This is a genomic window from Streptomyces sp. NPDC091279, assembly GCF_044757465.1.
In the GTDB taxonomy this organism is placed as follows: domain Bacteria; phylum Actinomycetota; class Actinomycetes; order Streptomycetales; family Streptomycetaceae; genus Streptomyces.
In genome coordinates, this window is the sequence record NZ_JBIVVA010000006.1 from 461438 (window position 1) to 479557 (window position 18120).

The 18120-nt window shown below is 73.5% G+C and carries 18 protein-coding genes; 10 read left to right on the forward strand and 8 right to left on the reverse strand.

Translation table 11 applies throughout. The features are described 5' to 3' along the window. Positions 1 to 11 precede the first annotated feature (11 nt). The gene (locus tag ACIQOU_RS18340) at positions 12 to 632 is read left to right on the forward strand and encodes a hypothetical protein (RefSeq protein WP_401537753.1); all 621 of its coding nucleotides are present in this window, start codon (positions 12 to 14) and stop codon (positions 630 to 632) included. 27 nt (positions 633 to 659) lie between these two features. On the opposite strand, the gene ACIQOU_RS18345 is transcribed toward ACIQOU_RS18340, so the two are convergent. From ACIQOU_RS18345 to ACIQOU_RS18365, 5 genes are all read right to left on the reverse strand, one after another. Then, the gene (locus ACIQOU_RS18345; RefSeq protein ID WP_401537754.1) at positions 660 to 1034 is read right to left on the reverse strand and encodes a hypothetical protein; all 375 of its coding nucleotides are present in this window, start codon (positions 1032 to 1034) and stop codon (positions 660 to 662) included. A 23-nt stretch (positions 1035 to 1057) separates the two neighbouring features. Beyond that, entirely contained in the window at positions 1058 to 1759 is a 702-nt protein-coding gene (locus tag ACIQOU_RS18350) for a roadblock/LC7 domain-containing protein (RefSeq protein ID WP_401537755.1), read from the reverse strand. A 13-nt stretch (positions 1760 to 1772) separates the two neighbouring features. Beyond that, positions 1773 to 2915, reverse strand: coding sequence for a hypothetical protein (locus ACIQOU_RS18355; RefSeq protein ID WP_401537756.1), 1143 nt, complete (start codon positions 2913 to 2915; stop codon positions 1773 to 1775). Beyond that, positions 2912 to 3379: a hypothetical protein gene (locus tag ACIQOU_RS18360; RefSeq protein ID WP_401537757.1), complete on the reverse strand. Its 468-nt coding sequence runs from the start codon at positions 3377 to 3379 to the stop codon at positions 2912 to 2914. Before ACIQOU_RS18360 ends, ACIQOU_RS18355 begins: the two co-directional genes overlap by 4 nt. 237 nt (positions 3380 to 3616) lie before the next feature. Further along, positions 3617 to 5050, reverse strand: coding sequence for a diaminopimelate decarboxylase (locus tag ACIQOU_RS18365; RefSeq protein ID WP_401537758.1), 1434 nt, complete (start codon positions 5048 to 5050; stop codon positions 3617 to 3619). Between the two features lie 212 nt (positions 5051 to 5262). On the opposite strand from ACIQOU_RS18365, the gene hutU reads away from it, so the two are divergent. The 4 genes from hutU to hutI all read left to right on the forward strand — a co-directional run bounded on the left by hutU (position 5263) and on the right by hutI (position 11376). Then, the gene (gene hutU, locus ACIQOU_RS18370; protein WP_401537759.1) at positions 5263 to 6927 is read left to right on the forward strand and encodes a urocanate hydratase; all 1665 of its coding nucleotides are present in this window, start codon (positions 5263 to 5265) and stop codon (positions 6925 to 6927) included. 662 nt (positions 6928 to 7589) lie between these two features. Beyond that, positions 7590 to 8792, forward strand: coding sequence for an allantoate amidohydrolase (locus tag ACIQOU_RS18375; protein ID WP_401537802.1), 1203 nt, complete (start codon positions 7590 to 7592; stop codon positions 8790 to 8792). Next, the gene (locus tag ACIQOU_RS18380; RefSeq protein ID WP_401537760.1) at positions 8789 to 10129 is read left to right on the forward strand and encodes a formimidoylglutamate deiminase; all 1341 of its coding nucleotides are present in this window, start codon (positions 8789 to 8791) and stop codon (positions 10127 to 10129) included. Before ACIQOU_RS18375 ends, ACIQOU_RS18380 begins: the two co-directional genes overlap by 4 nt. Positions 10130 to 10203: 74 nt before the next feature. Further along, positions 10204 to 11376 (forward strand): imidazolonepropionase, encoded by a 1173-nt coding sequence (gene hutI / locus ACIQOU_RS18385; RefSeq protein WP_401537761.1) that lies wholly within the window; start codon positions 10204 to 10206, stop codon positions 11374 to 11376. A 102-nt stretch (positions 11377 to 11478) separates the two neighbouring features. Here hutI and ACIQOU_RS18390 read toward each other — a convergent pair whose 3' ends face one another. Beyond that, positions 11479 to 12393 carry an RNA polymerase sigma factor SigF gene (locus ACIQOU_RS18390; RefSeq protein ID WP_401537762.1) on the reverse strand — a complete coding sequence of 305 codons (915 nt, stop codon included), beginning with the start codon at positions 12391 to 12393 and terminating at the stop codon, positions 11479 to 11481. A 249-nt stretch (positions 12394 to 12642) separates the two neighbouring features. Between ACIQOU_RS18390 and ACIQOU_RS18395 the strand changes: the two genes are divergently transcribed. Together ACIQOU_RS18395 and ACIQOU_RS18400 are read left to right on the forward strand one after the other, a co-directional pair. Next, positions 12643 to 13068, forward strand: a complete 426-nt coding sequence (locus ACIQOU_RS18395; protein WP_401537763.1) for an STAS domain-containing protein — start codon at positions 12643 to 12645, stop codon at positions 13066 to 13068. A 215-nt stretch (positions 13069 to 13283) separates the two neighbouring features. Next, positions 13284 to 13832 carry an ATP-binding protein gene (locus tag ACIQOU_RS18400; protein ID WP_401537764.1) on the forward strand — a complete coding sequence of 183 codons (549 nt, stop codon included), beginning with the start codon at positions 13284 to 13286 and terminating at the stop codon, positions 13830 to 13832. A 263-nt stretch (positions 13833 to 14095) separates the two neighbouring features. Here the strand turns inward: ACIQOU_RS18400 and ACIQOU_RS18405 are convergent, their stop codons facing one another. Next, positions 14096 to 14821: a DUF4232 domain-containing protein gene (locus tag ACIQOU_RS18405; RefSeq protein WP_401537765.1), complete on the reverse strand. Its 726-nt coding sequence runs from the start codon at positions 14819 to 14821 to the stop codon at positions 14096 to 14098. A 388-nt stretch (positions 14822 to 15209) separates the two neighbouring features. Between ACIQOU_RS18405 and ACIQOU_RS18410 the strand changes: the two genes are divergently transcribed. Continuing rightward, a complete protein-coding gene (locus tag ACIQOU_RS18410; protein WP_401537808.1) occupies positions 15210 to 15365 on the forward strand; it encodes a hypothetical protein in 156 nt (51 codons plus the stop codon). Between the two features lie 22 nt (positions 15366 to 15387). Here ACIQOU_RS18410 and ACIQOU_RS18415 read toward each other — a convergent pair whose 3' ends face one another. Then, positions 15388 to 16290 (reverse strand): hypothetical protein, encoded by a 903-nt coding sequence (locus ACIQOU_RS18415; RefSeq protein WP_401537803.1) that lies wholly within the window; start codon positions 16288 to 16290, stop codon positions 15388 to 15390. A gap of 133 nt (positions 16291 to 16423) precedes the next feature. On the opposite strand from ACIQOU_RS18415, the gene ACIQOU_RS18420 reads away from it, so the two are divergent. Beyond that, a complete protein-coding gene (locus ACIQOU_RS18420; protein ID WP_401537766.1) occupies positions 16424 to 16765 on the forward strand; it encodes a hypothetical protein in 342 nt (113 codons plus the stop codon). A gap of 5 nt (positions 16766 to 16770) precedes the next feature. Further along, on the forward strand, positions 16771 to 17958 hold the full coding sequence (locus ACIQOU_RS18425) for a glutathionylspermidine synthase family protein (protein ID WP_401537767.1): 1188 nt from the start codon (positions 16771 to 16773) through the stop codon (positions 17956 to 17958). Positions 17959 to 18120 lie beyond the last annotated feature (162 nt).

Sequence of the window (18120 nt, forward strand, 5' to 3'; positions counted from 1 at the left end):
AGGAGGCGAAGGTGGCCAGAGGTGCAGGCGGCACGGGCGGTGCGCGCGGGGCTCGTGGCGGACAGGGGCTGGCCCGGGTGGCCGTCGTGGTGCGGGCCGGGGCCGCCCCGCTGTGGTGGCCCGGCGTGTGCGTGGCGGGCATCGGGCTGCTGGTGCCGGGGCTGACCGGGCGCCGGATCGGGGTGCTGGCCGGGGCGGCCCTGTTCCTCGTCGTGACGGCGCTGGTGGCGACCGTACGGCGGCAGCGGTACGTGAAGCTGGGCGGCGCGGCGGCGCGCGCCGGTAAGCACGACGTGCTCCAGGACCGTGCCGTGACCGTGCGCAACTGGCGTCGCGGGCACCGCTGGTGGCTGCTGCTCGGCGCCCTCGTCGCGCTCGGCGCCTCCTTCGCCGTGCCGGTCGCCGGTGGCCTGGCGCTGGCCGGGGGCGGTGCGGGGCTGTGGCTGAAGGCGGCCTGGCTGGGGCGGCGGGAGCGGGCCACCGAGACGCTGCTGTGGGTGCGGGTCGACTGGCTCGCCGGGGACGGCGGGCGGCCGGTCGGGCGGTCCGTCAAGGCGTTCCGGGGTACGGGGATCGCGGCGGGCGACGCGGCCCCGGGCGGCACGCGTCGCCGCACCGGGGCACTCGTCTAGCCGGGCCGGCCTGTTTTCCGCGGGGCGTCAGATCTCCAACTGCTCCTCTATCCGGCGCAGTTGGTGGCGGGCCATCGCCAGGTTCGCGCGCTTGGAGTCGAGCACCAGGTAGAGGAAGAGCCCGTTGCCGCCCCGGCCGCTCATCAGGCGGATCAGGTGGTACTGGTCGGTCAGCGTGATCAGGATGTCCTCGATCTGGCCCTTGAGCCCGAGGTGTTCCATGGTCCGCATCTTGGCGCGCACCACGTCCGTGTTGCCCGCGGCGGCCACCCCCAGGTCGAAACTCTTGCTGCCGCCCATCGTGCCCAGCGCCATCCCGCTGGTGTAGTCGACGAGCGCGACACCGGTCGCGCCCTCGATGGAGGCCAGGGCCTCTTTCAATGAGGTCTCGGTGTTGGCCATGCCATGTGCTCCCTCGGTCGCTTTCAACTGTCGTTGCTGGTCCGCGCGTTGCTGTGCGCGGCGCTGGTCGTGGTGCCGTGCGTGGTGCCGTGCGTAGTGGTGGTCGTGGTGCTGTTCGTGGTGGTTGCCGGGCGCGTTGTTCCGGTCCGTGGGTCGGCCGGGTCGGCCGGGTCGGCGGTCGGCCCGGGGGTGGGCTCGGGGGCGGGCGCGGGAGGTGAGTTCGCGGGTGGTCCGGCGGGCGGTGCGGGTGCCGGTTCGGTGGGCGGGGCGGCGGCCGCGTGCTTGGCCGACCTGGGTTTCGCGGGCGCCGGTGCCCTCGGTGTCGTTGTCGGGGCCGGTGTCGCCGTCGTTGTCGCGTGGGTGTCGACGAGGTGGGCGACGCGGGCCGCTGAGCGGCGGCCCTCCAGGAGGAGGCGGCCGACGTTCACCCGGTCCTCGGCGAGCAGCGTCAGCACCGCCGTCCCGCCCGCCGCGAACGTCGCGACGTGACCGTCCGCCCCGCGCACCAGCAGTTCACGGAACGCCCCCTGCCCCGTCCCGTCCGCCAGCCGTACCGCCGTGCCGTGCGCGGCGGCGACCAGCGCGGCCACCGTCCGGGGTTCGGCGCCCGGGATGTCCTGGGCGAGCAGGCCGCCGTTCGCGCCGGTCGCGAGCGCCCCGGTGAGCTGCGGCACCCGGGCCCGCAACCGGCGCAACTCGTCCTGGATCTCGGGCTGCGCGGCCATCCGGTGTCTCCTCTCAAAGGGCCTCCAGCGCATCTCTGAGCCTCTTCAGCAGCGTGATGTGGGGATCGGACGACAGCAGTTCGGGGTACGACCGCGGATCGGGGTGGGGCGGCGGCTCCGGAACGACGTCCTCGTGGCGGAGGCCGGCTCCCCGCGCGGGCGGCGCCGGTGCCGGGGTGCCGGTGCGGGGCGGGCCCGGGTCCAGGACCCCGGCCGCGGTCAGCCGACGGACGTCCACCAGCGTGGGGAAGGCGAGCCGGCCCAGGTCACGGGCGATGTCGGTGGCCGTGCGGACGCCGTCCACCCGGGCGACGACGGCGCGTTGACGGCGGGTGAGCGCGGGGGCGGCGGGGCGGCGGGCCACGGTGAGCGGGGCGTCGTCGGGGCGCGGGTCCGGCCAGATGCGGTGCAGCAGGGCGCGCCGACGGATCGTCTCCCGCTCCACGACCGCCACGGTCAACGGCCGCCCGACCCCGACCCCGATCCCGACCCCGACCCCGACCGCGACTCCGGCCCCGACTCCGGACCCGAGCCTGGCACCGGTCCCGAGCCTGGCACCGGTCCCGACGGCGGCCCCGACCTCGACTCCGACCCCGGCACCCACCCCGACCTCGGCACCCACCCCGACGGCGGTCCCGGCACCGGCGCTGAGGTCGCGCCCCTCGCCGTGCCCGCCTCCGCTCCCGCCCCGGTCTCCGCCCTCGCCCCGGCCCCCGCTCGCCGTGCCGTAGCGGAAGCGGCCCGGGGTGCTGCTCGGGGCCAGCGTGAAGTACGCGGCGTCGTGCAGCGCCGTCAGTCGGCATATCTCCAGCGCGCCCGGCGTGAGCCGTCCGGTGGCGACCAGGTGGCGTCCGGCCCGGTGGGCGTCGCCGCCCGCCTCGGCGAGGACGTGGGCCCAGTCGTCGGCGCCGAGGGCGGCGTGCGCCGGGAGCAGGACGTCGAGACCGGGGGCGGCGGGGCTCTCGGCGTGCACCACCAGGCCGTCCGCCAGGTGCAGGGTGCCGTGCGCGCGGACCAGGACGCCGGTGGCGCGCTCGGCGGCGAGGCGGGTCAGCATCGGGGAGAGCCCGGTCCGGGTGCGGGCCTCGGCTCTCGCGCGGGTCGGCAGGCGCGGGGGCGGCGGCATCGGGGGCGGGGACACGCGGACGGCGGTCATATCAGCACCAGTTGTCTCGCCAGCTCGGCCAGCCGGATGCGGGCCAGCGCCAGATTGCCTTCCGGGCGGGCCAGCCACAGGTGGAGGAAGACCTCGCCGTCGAACGCCGCCCCCACGAACCGCAGCACGTGGTAGCTGTCCCGGTTGCTGACGATCAGATCCTCGACCGGCGGCCCGCCCGCCGTCGCCGGGTCGGCCCCGCAGCCGTCGGCCGGGCTGCCGCCGGGGTCGTCGCCAGGGCCGTCGCCAGGGCCGTCGTCCGGGCCGTCGTCCGGGGCGAACGCCCGTTGTTCGGCGGCGAGTCGGGCGAACTCCGCCGCCTCCGCAGCGGCCGTCTCCGGATCGCCGCCCGGCGACTCGCCCACGCTGCCCAGGGCCAGCCCGCTGGTCCAGTCGACCAACGCGGCGCCTCGGGCACCGGGCAGGCGCATGGCGTCCAAGAGGCACTCGTCGATTCCGGGCACCGTCGCTCCCCTCCCGCCTGGGACTCGGCTGAGTGACGCCGAAGCTACGCAACGTGTGCGTGACGGGTGAGGGATCTGGCATTTTCCCGTGGAACATGCCCCGGAGGACTAACGTAGGTCGGCTCTGCCCGGTCGGATCGTCCGACCGGCGCCGATCACCCCGCCCTCACCGGCACCCCGGGCCCGTCGTCGGCACCGGCGCCCCGGAGCTGCGGCGGCGTCGACGACGGTGGTACGTCAACGTCGTTCAGGCGCACGCAAGTTGGTGAGCGCACCGGCGTGCGCCCCGCCGGATTCGGCCACGATCTCGTCCAGACTCTGCCCCTCGCGCACCGTCGCGAAAGTCACGCCTCCCATGCCGTCCGGCACGAAACCGTGCACCGCGGGCCGGGCCAGGGAGTTGTAGGCGTAGTGGTGGGCGAAGTAGTACGCGCCCGTGTCCAACGCCGCCGCGTAGTCGCCCTGTTCGAGCAACGGCAACTCCCGCCCCTCCGCGAGCAGATCCCCCGCGAAACAGGCGGGCCCCGCGATGTCCTGCACCACCGGCGGCCCCGCCTTCGGGCGCCCCTGCGCGTCGTACCCGGCGATCCTGAGCGGCCACTCCCGGGGCATGTACACCGTCCGCGTCGCCACCTGCACGCCCGCGTGCGTCACCGCGACCGCCCGGCCGCCCGCGCTCTTGGCGTACTCGACCCGCGCCACCACCGTCCCGTGCTTGGCCAGCAACGACCGCCCGAACTCCGTCACCAGCCCGTACCGCCCCGCGAACAGCCCCGGCACCGCCGCCGCCAGCACCCGCACGTACGCGGCGTACGTCGGCGTGGTGTCGTCCGAGCCGAAGTTGACCGGCAGCCCGCCGCCGATGTCCAGGGTGTCGATCTGCGGCCGCCCGATCCGCCGGTTGATCTCCTCGGCCAGCGCGTACGTCTCCGCCACGCCCCGCGCCATCAGCTCCAACGGGATGCCCTGCGACCCGGTGTGCGCGTGCAGCCGGGTCAGCCACGGGCGCTCCGCGTACGCCCGCACCACCCACTCCCACGCCCCCTCGTCGCGCAGCGCCACCCCGAACTTCGAGGTCGCCGTCGCCGTCGAGGTCGCCCCGATGGAACCCCCGCCCACCTGCGGATTGACCCGAATCCCGAGCGGTGAGCGGCTGCTCGCCGACCGCATCAGGGCGTCCACCCTGGCCAACTCCTGCGGGTTGTCCACGTTCACGGCGATGCCCAGCGCCAACGCCTCCCGCAGCTCCGCCGGTGTCTTCGCCGGTGAGTCCAGCACCGTCCGCGACGGCGGCAGGCCCGCCGCCCGCGCCAGCGCCAGTTCGCCGGGGCTCGCCACCTCCGCGCCGATGCCCTCCTTGTGCAGCAGCCGCACCACCGCCACCAGCGGCGACGCCTTCACCGCGAAGGCGTGCAGCACGGGCGTGCCGGGCGCCACCGCCGCGTCGAACGCGGCCCGCAGCTCCGCCGCCGACTCCCGGATGCCGACCACGTCGAGCAGCCCCACGATCGGCTCGCCGGGACCGAGCAGCCCCCGTTCCACGGCGGCCCGCACCGCCAGGTCGCGGCGGCCCGCCCGCACCCGGCCGTCCCCGTCGGCCGCGCCGGTGCGGTGCTCGTCGCCTATGCGGTGCTCGTTCACGCCATCTCCCACGCCGTCGTCGCCGGTCATGTCCCAGCCTGTGCCCGTACCTCCAGCCAACCATTCGCGTTCCGGCCGCGCCTCCCCCGCCCGCCCCTCGTCCGTCCCCCGCCCTTCCCTCGCGTCTTCCTCGCCCCTCTCTTGGCCGGGCGGGCCCTATTGACTAGCCCTATTCAGGACGACAGGATGTGAATATCGGCTGTAACAAAGGTCATCGGGAGCACGTCGCCAGGAGGCAGACCATGTCAGGACCCCGCCCCGTCCGAGCACCGCGCGGTACGGAACTGAGCGCCCTGGGATGGCAGCAGGAGGCCGCCCTGCGCATGCTCCAGAACAACCTCGACCCCGAGGTCGCCGAACACCCCGACCAGCTCGTGGTCTACGGCGGCACCGGCAAGGCCGCCCGCGACTGGCGCTCCTTCGACGCCATGGTCCGCACCCTGCGCACCCTCAAGCAGGACGAGACGATGCTGGTCCAGTCCGGCCGCCCGGTCGGCGTGATGCAGACCCACGAGTGGGCCCCGCGCGTCCTCATCGCCAACTCCAACCTCGTCGGCGACTGGGCCACCTGGGAGGAGTTCCGCCGCCTGGAGGCCCTCGGCCTCACCATGTACGGCCAGATGACCGCCGGTTCGTGGATCTACATCGGCACGCAGGGCATCCTCCAGGGCACCTACGAGACCTTCTCCGCCGTGGCCGCGAAGAAGTTCGGCGGCACGCTCGCCGGGACCATCACCCTCACCGCGGGGCTCGGCGGCATGGGCGGCGCCCAGCCCCTCGCCGTCACCATGAACGACGGCGTCGCGATCTGCATCGACGTCGATCCCCGTGCCATCGAACGCCGCATCGAGCACCGTTACCTGGACGTTCGCGCGGACTCCCTCGCCCACGCCCTCCAGCTCGCCGTCGAGGCCCGCGACGCCCGCCGCCCGCTGTCCATCGGCCTCCTCGGCAACGCGGCCGAGCTGCTCCCGCAGCTGCTCGCCGAGGGCGCCCCCATCGACATCGTCACCGACCAGACCAGCGCCCACGACCCGCTGGCCTACCTCCCGGTGGGCGTCGACTTCGACGAGATGGCCTCCTACGCCGCCAAGGACCCGGCGGGCTTCACCACCCGCGCGCGGGAGTCCATGGCCCGGCACGTCGAGGCGATGGTCGGCTTCCTGGACGCCGGTGCCGAGGTCTTCGACTACGGCAACTCCATCCGGGGCGAGGCCCAACTCGCCGGATACGAGCGGGCGTTCGCCTTCCCCGGCTTCGTCCCCGCCTATATCCGCCCGCTCTTCTGCGAGGGCAAGGGCCCCTTCCGCTGGGCCGCCCTGTCCGGCGAGGCCTCCGACATCGCCAAGACCGACAAGGCGATCCTCGACCTCTTCCCGCAGAACGAGTCCCTGCACCGCTGGATCAAGCTGGCCGGTGAACGCGTCCACTTCCAGGGCCTCCCCGCCCGCATCTGCTGGCTCGGCCAGGGCGAACGCGACAAGGCGGGCGAGCGCTTCAACGACATGGTCGCGAGCGGCGAGCTGGCGGCGCCCCTGGCCATCGGCCGCGACCACCTCGACTGCGGCTCCGTCGCCTCCCCGTACCGCGAGACCGAGGCCATGCGCGACGGCTCCGACGCGATCGCCGACTGGCCGCTCCTGAACGCCATGGTCAACGTCGCCTCCGGCGCCTCCTGGGTCTCCCTCCACCACGGCGGCGGCGTCGGCATGGGCCGCTCCCTCCACGCCGGCCAGGTGACGGTCGCCGACGGCACCCCCCTCGCCGGTGAGAAGATCCGCCGCGTCCTCACCAACGACCCCGGCATGGGCGTCATCCGGCACGTCGACGCCGGGTACGACATCGCGGAGACGACCGCCACCGAACGAGGCGTACGCGTCCCGATGCGCGAGGGAGACGACGCATGACCCCTCCGAAAGACCCCCGCCCCGGCAACACCCCGACACCGACACCGCCACCCCCCTCGGCCCCGACCGGGGGCACCCCCATCGCCCCACGGAACGACGGCCCACAGCCGGTGGCGTCCGACGGCACCCCACAGCCCGGCGCGGGCGAGGGGCTGCCGCACCCGACGCCGAGTACCAGCGAGGCCCAGCCCGCGCGTCCGGCCTCCGCCCGGCCCCAGACCCCCGCCGCCGCCCCCACTCCGCCCTCGGCCCCGGCCGCGCCCATCCGCCCTGAGCCTCGCCCCCGCTCGACCGGGGGCACGCCCGTCGCCCCACGGAACGACGGCCCACAGCCGGTGGCGCCCGCCGGCTCCCCGCCGCCGTCGGCCGACGGCTCCCCGCAGTCCGGCGCGGGCGAGGCCCAGCCCGCGCGTTCGGCCTCCACTCCGGCCTCGGGCCCGGCCGCGCCCACCCGCCCCCAGCCTGGGCCCCGCTCGACCGGGGGCGCGCCCGTCGCCCCACGGAACGACAGCCCACAGCCGGTGGCGGCCGACAGCTCCACGCCGCCCGGCGTCGGTGACGCGCCGCCGCAGTCCGGCGCGGGCGAGGCCCTGCCCGCGCGTCCGGCCTCCGCCCCGGCCAAGAACTCCGCCGCCGCGCCCACCCCTCCCTCCTTTCATGCGATGTGGCGTGAGTTGCTTCCTGTTGGGCTGCATGGCGACTCCGGTGGGTATCGGCGGTTTGCGTGGACGGCCGCCGATGCCGCATGCCGGGCCTGGTTCGAGGGGCAGGCCGTGGCGCGGGGGCTGGCCTGTGAGGTGGACCGGAACGGGAACCAGTGGGCCTGGCTCGGGGACCCCGGTGCCGGGGACGCCGTCGTCACCGGGTCGCATCTCGACTCCGTGCCGGACGGCGGGGCCTTCGACGGGCCCCTCGGAGTCGTGTCGGCCTTCGCCGCGCTCGACGAACTCCGCGCGCGGGGAGCCGAGTTCACCAAGCCGCTCGCGATCGTCAACTTCGGCGACGAGGAGGGCGCCCGCTTCGGCCTCGCCTGCGTCGGCTCCCGGCTGACCGCAGGACAGCTCACCGTCGCCCAGGCGCACCGGCTGACCGACGGCGACGGCGTCACGCTGCCGCAGGCCATGGCCGCCGCCGGACACGACCCCGACGCCATCGGCCCCGACCCCGAACGGCTCGCCCGCATCGGCGCGTTCGTCGAACTCCACGTCGAACAGGGCCGCGCCCTCGACCTCTCCGGCGACCAGGTCGGCGTCGCCAGCGCCATCTGGCCGCACGGACGCTGGCGGTTCGACTTCAAGGGCGAGGCCAACCACGCCGGTACCACCCGGCTCACCGACCGCCGCGACCCGATGCTGTCCTACGCCGAGACCGTCCTCGCCGCCCGCCGCGAGGCACAACTCGCCGGTGCCGTCGCCACGTTCGGCAAGATCTCCGTCGAGCCCAACGGCGTCAACGCCGTCCCCTCCCTGGTGCGCGGCTGGCTCGACTCCCGCGCCGAGGACCAGGCCACCCTGGACACCGTGGTCGGCGGCATCGAGAAGGCCGCCCGGGAGTACGCGGCCGCCCACGGCATCGACCTGGACGTCGTGCGGGAGTCCTTCACCCCGGTCGTCGAGTTCGACCACGTCCTGCGGGACGAGCTGGCCCGGGTGCTCGGGCGGGACACCGGCCTCAAGGTGCCCGTCCTCGGCACCGGCGCCGGCCACGACGCCGGGATTCTCTCCGGGACCGTGCCGACCGCCATGCTGTTCGTGCGCAACCCCACCGGCGTCTCGCACTCACCGGCCGAGTTCGCCGCCGAGGACGACTGCGTGGCCGGAGTGCACGCGCTCGCCGACATCCTGGAAGGACTGGCCTGCACGTGACCGGCGCCCACACGTACTGGTTGGAGCACGCCTGGCTCGGCACCGGGACCGAGGCGGGCGTGCTGGTGGAGGTCGCCGGAGGGCGGATCACCGGCGTCCGCACCGGCGTCCCCGCCCCGCCGCCCGGCGCCGAGGCCCTGCGCGGACTGACGCTTCCCGGGCTCGCCAACGCCCACAGCCACGCCTTCCACCGCGCCCTGCGCGGCACCGTCCAGGTCGGCTCCGGCACCTTCTGGACCTGGCGCGAGACGATGTACGACGTCGCGGGCAAGCTCACCCCCGACAGCTACTTCGCGCTCGCGCGGGCCGTCTACGCCGAGATGGCGCTCGCCGGGATCACCGCCGTCGGGGAGTTCCACTACCTCCACCACGCCCCCGGTGGCATCCCCTACGCCGACCCCAACGCCATGGGTGAGGCCCTCGCCGCGGCCGCCGCCGAGGCCGGTGTCCGGATCACCCTCCTCGACACCGCCTACCTCTCCGCCGGGTTCGGACAGCCCCCCGAGGCACCCCAACTCCGCTTCTCCGACGGCGACGCGGACGCCTGGGCCACCCGCTGTTCAGTTCTCAAGGAACAAGATCACCTGCGGATCGGTGCCGCCATCCACTCCGTACGGGCCGTGCCCGCCGACCAGTTGGCGACCGTCGCCCGCTGGGCCGAGGAGCGCCGCGCCCCGCTCCACGTCCACCTCTCCGAGCAGACCGCCGAGAACGACGCCTGCCTCGCCGCCCACGGCCGCACCCCCACCCGGCTCCTCGCCGACCACGGCGTCCTCGGCCCACGCACCACCGGCGTCCACAACACCCACCTCACCGACGACGACATCACCCTGATCGGCGACAGCGGCACCGGCACCTGCATGTGCCCCACCACCGAACGCGACCTCGCCGACGGCACCGGACCCGCCCCGGCCCTCCAGCGAGCCGGTTCACCCCTCTGCCTCGGCTCCGACAGCCACGCCGTGATCGACCTCCTCGAAGAGGCACGCGCGATGGAGCTGAACGAGCGGCTGCGCACCCGCACCCGGGGCCACTGGACGGCCGCCGCACTGCTGCGGGCCGCCTCCGCCGACGGTCACGCGGCCCTCGGCTGGGCGGACGCGGGCACCCTCACGACCGGCGCCCTCGCCGACTTCACGACCCTCGCCCTCGACTCGGTCAGAACCGCCGGGACCCGGCCCGAACTCGGCGCGGAGACGGCCGTATTCGCGGCGACCGCGGCGGACGTCCGGCACACGGTCGTCGGCGGACGGCAGATCGTGCGCGACGGCGCCCACACCCTCGTCCCCGACGTCCCGCACGCCCTCGCCCGGGCCGTGGCCGCCCTGCACGCCTGACACCCCCGCCCCCGCCGAGCCCACCCCCGCCGAGCCCGCACACGCCGAGCCCACCCCCGACGAGCAAGGACACGATGAGCACCACCACCGCCCTCATCAACATCGCCACGCTGGTCACCAACGACCCCTCCCTCGGTGACGGGACCCCCCTCGGTCTGATCCAGGACGCGGCACTCGTCATCGACGGCGACCGCGTCGTCTGGACCGGTGAAACAAGCAAAGCACCCGCCACTGACAATCGGGTCGACGCCGGTGGCCGGGCCGTCCTGCCGGGGTTCGTCGACTCCCACTCCCACCTGCTCTTCGCGGGCGACCGCACCCGCGAGTTCAACGCCCGCATGTCCGGCCGGGCCTACAGCGCGGGCGGCATCCGCACCACCGTCGCCGCCACCCGCGCCGCCTCCGACGCCGACCTCGAACGCACCCTCACCCGCTACCTCGCCGAGGCCCTGCGGCAGGGCACGACCACCTTCGAGACCAAGTCCGGCTACGGCCTGACCGTCCAGGACGAGGCCCGCGCCCTGCGCATCGCCGCCGCCCACACCGACGAGGTCACCTACCTCGGCGCCCACATCGTCGCCCCCGACCTCGCCGACGACCCGGCCGCCTACGTGGACCTCGTCACCGGCGAGATGCTCGACGCCTGCGCCCCGTACGCCCGTTGGATCGACGTCTTCTGCGAGAAGGGCGCCTTCGACGGCGACCAGGCCCGCGCCATCCTCACCGCGGGCAAGGCCAGGGGACTGCACCCCCGCATCCACGCCAACCAGCTCTCCCACGGACCCGGCGTCCAGCTCGCCGTCGAACTCGACGCGGCCAGCGCCGACCACTGCACCCACCTCACCGACGCGGACGTCGACGCACTCGCCCACAGCGACACCGTCGCCACCCTGCTGCCCGGCGCCGAGTTCTCCACGCGCGCGCAGTGGCCCGACGCGCGCCGCCTGCTGGACGCGGGCGTCACCGTCGCCCTCTCCACGGACTGCAACCCGGGGTCGTCGTTCACGTCCTCGGTGCCGTTCTGCATCGCGCTGGCGGTGCGGGACATGGGGATGACGCCGGACGAGGCGGTGTGGGCGGCGACGGCGGGCGGTGCCCGGGCACTGCGCCGGGACGACATCGGCCGCCTCGCCCCGGGTGCCCGCGCCGACCTCGTCGTGCTGGACGCCCCCAGCCACGTTCACCTGTCCTACCGGCCGGGAGTTCCCCTCGTGAGCGAGGTGTGGAAGCGCGGCGTCCGCCAATAGAGCGGCGGTCGGCGGTCAACAGAAGAAGGGGCCGACAAGGCGGCCCCTGACACGACGGAGCGCGGCGTACCGGACCGGCACACCGCGCTCACCTCCGTACGGTCACTCCTCGACCGTCAGTCCCCTCCGCAGCCGTACCAGCGTGCGGGAGAGCAGGCGGGAGACGTGCATCTGGGAGATGCCGAGTTCCTCGCCGATCTCGGACTGGGTCAGTCCGGCGGTGAAACGCAGGGAGAGGATCTTCTTGTCCCGGGGCGGCAGTTCGGCGATGAGCGGCTTCAGCGACTCGACGTACTCGATGCCTTCGAGGCCGTTGTCCTCGTACCCGATCCGGTCCGCGAGGGTGCCCTCGGAGTCGTCCTCGGCGGGCTGCGCGTCGAGCGAGGACGCGGTGTAGGCGTTGGACGCGGCCATGCCCTCGACGACCTCGTCGTTGGTGAGGCCCAGGCGCTCGGCCAGCTCGGCGACGGTCGGGGCGCGGTCCAGCTGCTGCGCCAGCTCGTCGCCCGCCTTGGCCAGGTCGAGACGGAGTTCCTGGAGGCGGCGCGGGACGCGCACCGACCACGAGGTGTCACGGAAGAAACGCTTGATCTCGCCGATGATGGTGGGCATCGCGAAGGTCGGGAACTCGACCCCCCGGGACAGCTCGAACCGGTCGATCGCCTTGATCAGACCGATCGTGCCGACCTGGACGATGTCCTCCATGGGCTCGCTGCGGGAGCGGAAGCGGGAGGCGGCGAACTTGACCAGCGCGAGGTTCAGCTCGACCAGGGTGTTGCGTACGTAGGAGTACGCGTGCGTGCCTTCTTCGAGGGATTCGAGGCGCTCGAAGAGGGTCTTGGACAGGGCACGGGCGTCGACCGGTCCCACCTCGTCGAAAGGCGGGATCTCCGGAAGTCCGTCGAGTTCCGCGGGGCCGGTCAGGGCGTCCGCGTCGCTGTCGAGGGGATTCGGATGTTCCGGAAGGGGTGTCGACGTCGCCTGCTGGGTATGCGATGCGTCGAGCCGGGGTGACATGATGCCTCCATCGTTCTCGGCATATGGCTGCCGGAGCCAGTACGTGCACTGCGGTGTGCGGCGCCTCCAAAGCCGGCCGTGTCGATAAACGTTCCTTACTAGCCCTACCCGCTTTCCCACACCTCCCGCAAGTGCTCTACGTGCGGTTATGTCCGTTTCGTGGTGGTTGTTCGGGTGTCGAAGAGTGTGAGGAAGGCGTAGTGTTCGGGGGCGTCAGACAGCAGGCACGACGTCGGGAGAGAGACGGGCATGGACCGCGGGACGGTCGGCAGCGCACAGTCTGGCCGGCTACTGGTTGAGGTGCGGGAAGAGGGCTCCAGTGCCGTCGTGACACCGGCGGGTGAGCTGGATCACCACACCGCCGATCTGCTGCGCGAGCCACTGGAGGACTGCCTCGACAGGGGCTTCAGCCGGCTGGTGGTGGACTGCGCACGCCTGGAGTTCTGCGACTCCACCGGCCTGAACGTACTGCTCGGTGCCCGGCTGAAGGCCGAGGCCGCCGGTGGCGGGGTGCATCTGGCGGGCATGCTGCCCGTGGTCGCCCGGGTCTTCGAGATCACCGGGGCGGACGCGGTCTTCACCGTCCACGCCACGCTCGACGACGCCCTGGCGGACGAACGGGGCGACGGCGGCAACGACGGTGGCGGCGGTGGCCCCGCCGGTGAGGCCGGCTGACCGGCCCCGCGACCCGTCCGGGCCGCCCGCGTGACCGGGACTTTCCGGACGCCAAGCCCTCCGGGTCGAAACAGGGGGTGTTCCGCCGGATCGGTCGGGCAGGAGACAACCTGACAGGGTCGGCGGGCAGGGCCGACGGATACGGCGACGGAACCCCGTCGAGCTGTGTACAGATTTTTGATCGTGAACTGGTGAATCGGTGAGGTGAAGCGCTGATGAGCACCACCCGGCCTTACCCGCCGGGCGACCGCGGCCCGGAGCCCGCTGGCGCTTCCGGGGCGTCCGAGGGGGGCGCGTCCGGCAACGGGCCGTCCGAGGGGGACGTGCCCGCGTCGTCGGCGACCGCCGTGGACCAACAGGTCCGCAGGCTGAGTCTCGAAGGCCAGAGCGGGGTCGTCCCGCTCGCCCGCGACTTCGCGCGGCAGGCGCTGTACGCGTGGGGCTGGCTGCCCGCCGCGTCGGCCGACCGGAGGGCCGCGGCGGAGGATGTGCTGCTCGTCGTCTCCGAGCTGGTCACCAACGCCTGCCTGCACGCGGAGGGCCCCGACGAGCTGCGGATCGGCTGCGGCAACAAGGTCATCCGCGTCGAGGTCTCCGACCGAGGCGCCGGCCAGCCCGCACCCCGCACCCCGCACCGCTCAGGGCGCCCCGGCGGCCACGGCATGTTCATCGTCCAGCGCCTCTGCCTGGACTGGGGCGTCGCCCGCACCCCGGGTACGACCGGCAAGACGGTCTGGGCGGAACTGGGGGCCCCACCGGCGTGACGCCCCGCCACCCCCGCTAGCCCCCGCGCGCCGGTTCCCCACGACCCCGGCGCGCATGTCGTGCGCCCCTCTTCCGCGCCCGGCCCCCAGGCGCGGGCCAACTCCGTTCACGGCACGGGCCGTTCACTCACGCGACCAGGAAGCCGCGCCGCGTTCACTGGTCCCGCCGATCCGCCCGCCTACGCGCCGCTCGACACCGGCCCCGAGTACGTGGCCGTGCTGAGGTCCCTGCTCGGCGGGTGAGGCCCATCAGGGGGCGGGCCTCAGCCGCCCTGGCCCGCGCTGCCGATCGGGCCGACCAGCACGGAGGCGTCGGAGGGGTTGTCGGTGGCGGGCAGCGAACCGGCGCCGGGCCAGGCGAGGGTGACCGACTTGGTGTCGTTGGGCGGGGTCACCACCAGGCCGGTGATGCGGACGCCGGTGCCGCCGGTCTTGTTGTACGGGTAGGAGATGGGGAAGAAGGTCGACTCCCCGTTCTTGAGGGTGTCGGGGCCGGTCGTCTGCCCCTCGCGCTTCGCGGAGATCGTGCCGGCGTTGGTCTTCAGGTCGACGCCCGCGAACCCGGAGATCGTGCAGGTGCGACCGCCGCCGTTCTTCAGCTCGACCACGACGGTGCGCTTGTCCTCGCCGGTGATGGTGTTGTCGCTGGCCGTGACCTCCAGCTCGTCGGTACGGCACCTGCTGGACGCGCTGCTCGTCTTGGACCCGGTCCCGGCGGCCGACCCCGAACCGCTGGAGCCACTGCCGCTGGAGCCGCTCCCGCTGGAGCCGGTTCCGGTGGAGTCGCTGCCGTTGCTCTGGTCCGAGCTGTCGGAGCTGGAGGCGTTGTCCGAGGGGGTCTCGACGGTCCTGGGGGAGAGGCCGGAGTCGGCGGAGGCGTCGGACGCCTGGCCGGTCTTGACGGTGTTGGCGCCGTCGTTCTGGCAGGCGCTGAGCGAGAGACCGGCGACGACGGCCAGGGCGGCGATGGTGAGCTTGTGAACGCGCATCGTGTGCTTCCTCGGTATCGGTGGGCAGTGGCGGCCGCTCGGTACGGGTCGGTACGAGCGAGCGTTCTGACCAGCAGGAGCGCCGCCACGAGGCCGTCGTTCCGCCCGGCCCGCGCCTAAGACATTCCTGTTACACACACAGCCACCCGAAACGCCCCACCGTCACCGGCCCCGTCACGCCACACCCCGCTTCCGGCCAGCCGGAACGACGGTTCCGGCCACCGTTCCCCACCGACGCGCGACGACATGCCCGCTGGGACAGACCCGTGACCCGCCTGATCTTGATCGACGGTCACCCCCGTCACCCCGCCCGGTAGCGACCCGGTGTCAACCGGCAGGTCACGCCGAAGCGGTTCCAGGTGTTGATCACGGTGGTCGCGGAGATCAGGTGGGCCAGCTCGGTCGCGTCGAAGTGGTCGGCGGCTACCGGCATCCGGCGGCGACGACCCCGCACCAGGACGCCCTGGTCGTCGGCTACGGCACCCCACCCGACCACGCCTGGCCGGCCGCCCTGGAGGCCCTGTGCGCAACCCTGCCGGAGTAGGCGGCGGTGTGCCGTGCGGGCGTCAGGCCTTTCCCGCCCCCGGCGCTTCTCCTTCCGCCCCCGGTGCCGCTGTTTCCTCGTCCGTCCCCGGTGCCGGTGTCTCCGCCCCCGAACCTCCCGGTGCCTCCCCGAAGCGGGCCAGCGCCAGCGCGCCCGTCACCGCCACGCAGAAGCCCAGGACCGCCAGCCACACCAACCCTTCCCGGGTGCGGTCGCCCAGCCAGATCACGCCTGCCGCCGCCGGGCCGACCGTCTCGCCGATCACCATGCCGGCCGTCGCGGCGGTCACCGAACCCCGTTCCAGGGCCGTCGTCAGGAGGAGGAACGCGGCGCCGCCGCCCACCAGCAGGGCGTAGGCCGCCGGGTTGGTGAGCAACCTCGACGGCTCGACCGAGTCGATCAGCCGCACCGCCACCTCGACCACCCCGAACCCGAAACCCGCTCCCAGCCCGAGGACCGCGGACCGTCCCGGGCCCGACCACCGGCCGCCGACCAGGCCGAGCAGCAGCACGGCCACGCCCACCCCCAGCAGCGCCCACCGCAGCCAGGAGGGGCCCGCCCGGTCGCCCTCCGCGCCGGAGGCCAGGCCCAGCATCGCGAGCCCGGCGCAGACGACGCCGACGGCGGCCCACTCCAGGCCGTTGAGGCGGACCCGCAGCAGCCGGGCGGCGACCACGGCGGTCACGGCGAGGCTGGAGGCGAGGGCCGCGCCGACGGCGTAGATGGGCAACGAACGCAGCGCGGCGATCTGGAAGAGGAAGCCGAGCCCGTCCAGGGCCAGCCCCGTCAGATACCGCCACTGACGCAGCGCGCGCAGCAGCAGCGCGGCCTCCGAGCCGGTTCCGTCGGCGGCCTCGCGCGCCGCCATCGCCTGCAACACCGTCGCGGCGCCGAAGCAGACCGCCGCCGCAAGGGCACACACCATTCCGAACAGCACAAATGGACTGTAGGCGAAGGGGAAGGTCAGGGGGCCCCTGTGTACGCGCTCTCACCCGATCCCTAGGCTGGCGGCTGGAAATCGCCCTGTCCTGGGCGGTCCGACAACGGGGAGACACGCCATGGCGGACGCACGCCGAAAACTACGTTCGAGCACGGTCGTACTCGGGGGCATGGGACTGCTCGCCGCAGCGCTCACGGCCTGCTCCTCCGAGCCCGACAAGCGGTGCGTGGACCGCAGCAACTACGACCTCGACAAGGGCTACCGGGTCGTCTCCGACAAGAACTGCAAGTCCAGCCGGGCGTCGTCCAGTTGGTACTACGGCGGCACGAAGTCGGGGTCGCGGGTCGAGGACGGCTCGTTCGTCAAGCCAGGCAAGGGCTCGGGCTCCTCGGGCGGCAGCGGCGGCAGCAGTGTCGACCGGGGCGGTTTCGGGAGCGGCAAGGGCAGTTCGGGCGGCTGACGGACGTGCGACGACACACCCTCACCCCGCGCCCCGACTGGCAGCGCACCGTCGAGGAACAGGGCCTGGTCTATCCGCTGACCCGCTACCCCGACGACTCCCTGCGCCCCTACTGGGACGAGAGCGCCTACTACTCCTTCACCCTCGACGAGATCGAGGCCCTGGAGGAGACCGTCGAGGAACTGCACGCCCTGTGCCTCGCGGCGGCCGACCACATCGTCACCGCCGGGCGCCTCGCCGACCTCGGCATCACCGACCCACGGGTCGCCGACGCGGTCACCGAGTCCTGGCACCGGCGCGCCGAACTCCCGTCCCTGTACGGCCGTTTCGACCTCCGTTACGACGGCACGGGACCGGCGAAACTCCTGGAGTACAACGCCGACACACCCACCTCGCTGGTGGAGGCGGCGTCCCCGCAGTGGTTCTGGATGGAGGACCGCTTCCCCGGCGCCGACCAGTGGAACTCCCTCCACGAACGCCTCGTCGCCGCCTGGAAGAAGCAGGCCCCGCTGCTCGCGCCCGGCGGCCCGCTGCACTTCGCGCACTCCACCGCCGACGAACTCGGCGAGGACCTGATGACCGTCGCGTATCTGCGGGAGACGGCCGAACAGGCGGGAATCGAGACGGAGTTCATACCCGTCGAGGAGATCGGCTGGGACCCGCTCTCCGGCCGCTTCGTCGACCACCGGCTCCGCTTCATCCGCAACTGCTTCAAGCTCTACCCCTGGGAGTGGCTCACCACCGACCGCTTCGCCGACCACGTCCTCGACACCCTCGACAACGGCGGCTCCACCGGCTCCACGCTGTGGATCGAACCGGCCTGGAAGATGCTCCTCAGCAACAAGGCGCTGCTGGCGATCCTCTGGGACCTGAACCCCGGCCACCCCCACCTCTTGGAGTCCCACCTCGACGGCCCCCACGACCTCGCCCACACCACCGGCTACGTCGCCAAACCCCTCCTGGGCCGCGAGGGCGCCGGCGTCACGATCCACGAGAGCCGGCAGGCGGCGCCCGTCCCGCGCGACGAACCCTGCTGCTACCAGCAGCTCGCGCCCCTGCCCACCTTCGACGGCAACCACGTCGTGCTCGGCGCCTGGGTCGTCGACAACGAGCCCGCGGGCCTCGGCATCCGCGAGTCCTCGGGCCTGATCACCGACACGTACGCCCGCTTCCTGCCCCACGTCATCCAGTAAGGGTCTGCCTCACGCGATCCCGTAGGGGCCCGCCCTCTCCTGATCCCGTAGGGGAGACCCCTGACCCGTAGGGGAGACCCCTGACCCGTAGGGGAGTAGGGGCCTCTGGGCTGCCGGAGTGGCGGAGTCCGACCTGTGCGAGGTCGGGCTCCGCCGTGGCCG

Bases quoted from the DNA above. Each gene is read 5' to 3' on its own strand.
- ACIQOU_RS18420 (WP_401537766.1), top strand. From the start codon at position 16,424: ATGGCGGACGCACGCCGAAAACTACGTTCGAGCACGGTCGTACTCGGG.
- hutI (WP_401537761.1), top strand. From the start codon at position 10,204: ATGAGCACCACCACCGCCCTCATCAACATCGCCACGCTGGTCACCAAC.
- ACIQOU_RS18390 (WP_401537762.1), bottom strand. From the start codon at position 12,393: ATGTCACCCCGGCTCGACGCATCGCATACCCAGCAGGCGACGTCGACA.
- ACIQOU_RS18415 (WP_401537803.1), bottom strand. From the start codon at position 16,290: ATGGTGTGTGCCCTTGCGGCGGCGGTCTGCTTCGGCGCCGCGACGGTG.
- hutU (WP_401537759.1), top strand. From the start codon at position 5,263: ATGTCAGGACCCCGCCCCGTCCGAGCACCGCGCGGTACGGAACTGAGC.
- ACIQOU_RS18365 (WP_401537758.1), bottom strand. From the start codon at position 5,050: ATGACCGGCGACGACGGCGTGGGAGATGGCGTGAACGAGCACCGCATA.
- ACIQOU_RS18355 (WP_401537756.1), bottom strand. From the start codon at position 2,915: ATGACCGCCGTCCGCGTGTCCCCGCCCCCGATGCCGCCGCCCCCGCGC.
- ACIQOU_RS18345 (WP_401537754.1), bottom strand. From the start codon at position 1,034: ATGGCCAACACCGAGACCTCATTGAAAGAGGCCCTGGCCTCCATCGAG.
- ACIQOU_RS18395 (WP_401537763.1), top strand. From the start codon at position 12,643: ATGGACCGCGGGACGGTCGGCAGCGCACAGTCTGGCCGGCTACTGGTT.
- ACIQOU_RS18405 (WP_401537765.1), bottom strand. From the start codon at position 14,821: ATGCGCGTTCACAAGCTCACCATCGCCGCCCTGGCCGTCGTCGCCGGT.
- ACIQOU_RS18350 (WP_401537755.1), bottom strand. From the start codon at position 1,759: ATGGCCGCGCAGCCCGAGATCCAGGACGAGTTGCGCCGGTTGCGGGCC.
- ACIQOU_RS18400 (WP_401537764.1), top strand. From the start codon at position 13,284: ATGAGCACCACCCGGCCTTACCCGCCGGGCGACCGCGGCCCGGAGCCC.
- ACIQOU_RS18375 (WP_401537802.1), top strand. From the start codon at position 7,590: ATGTGGCGTGAGTTGCTTCCTGTTGGGCTGCATGGCGACTCCGGTGGG.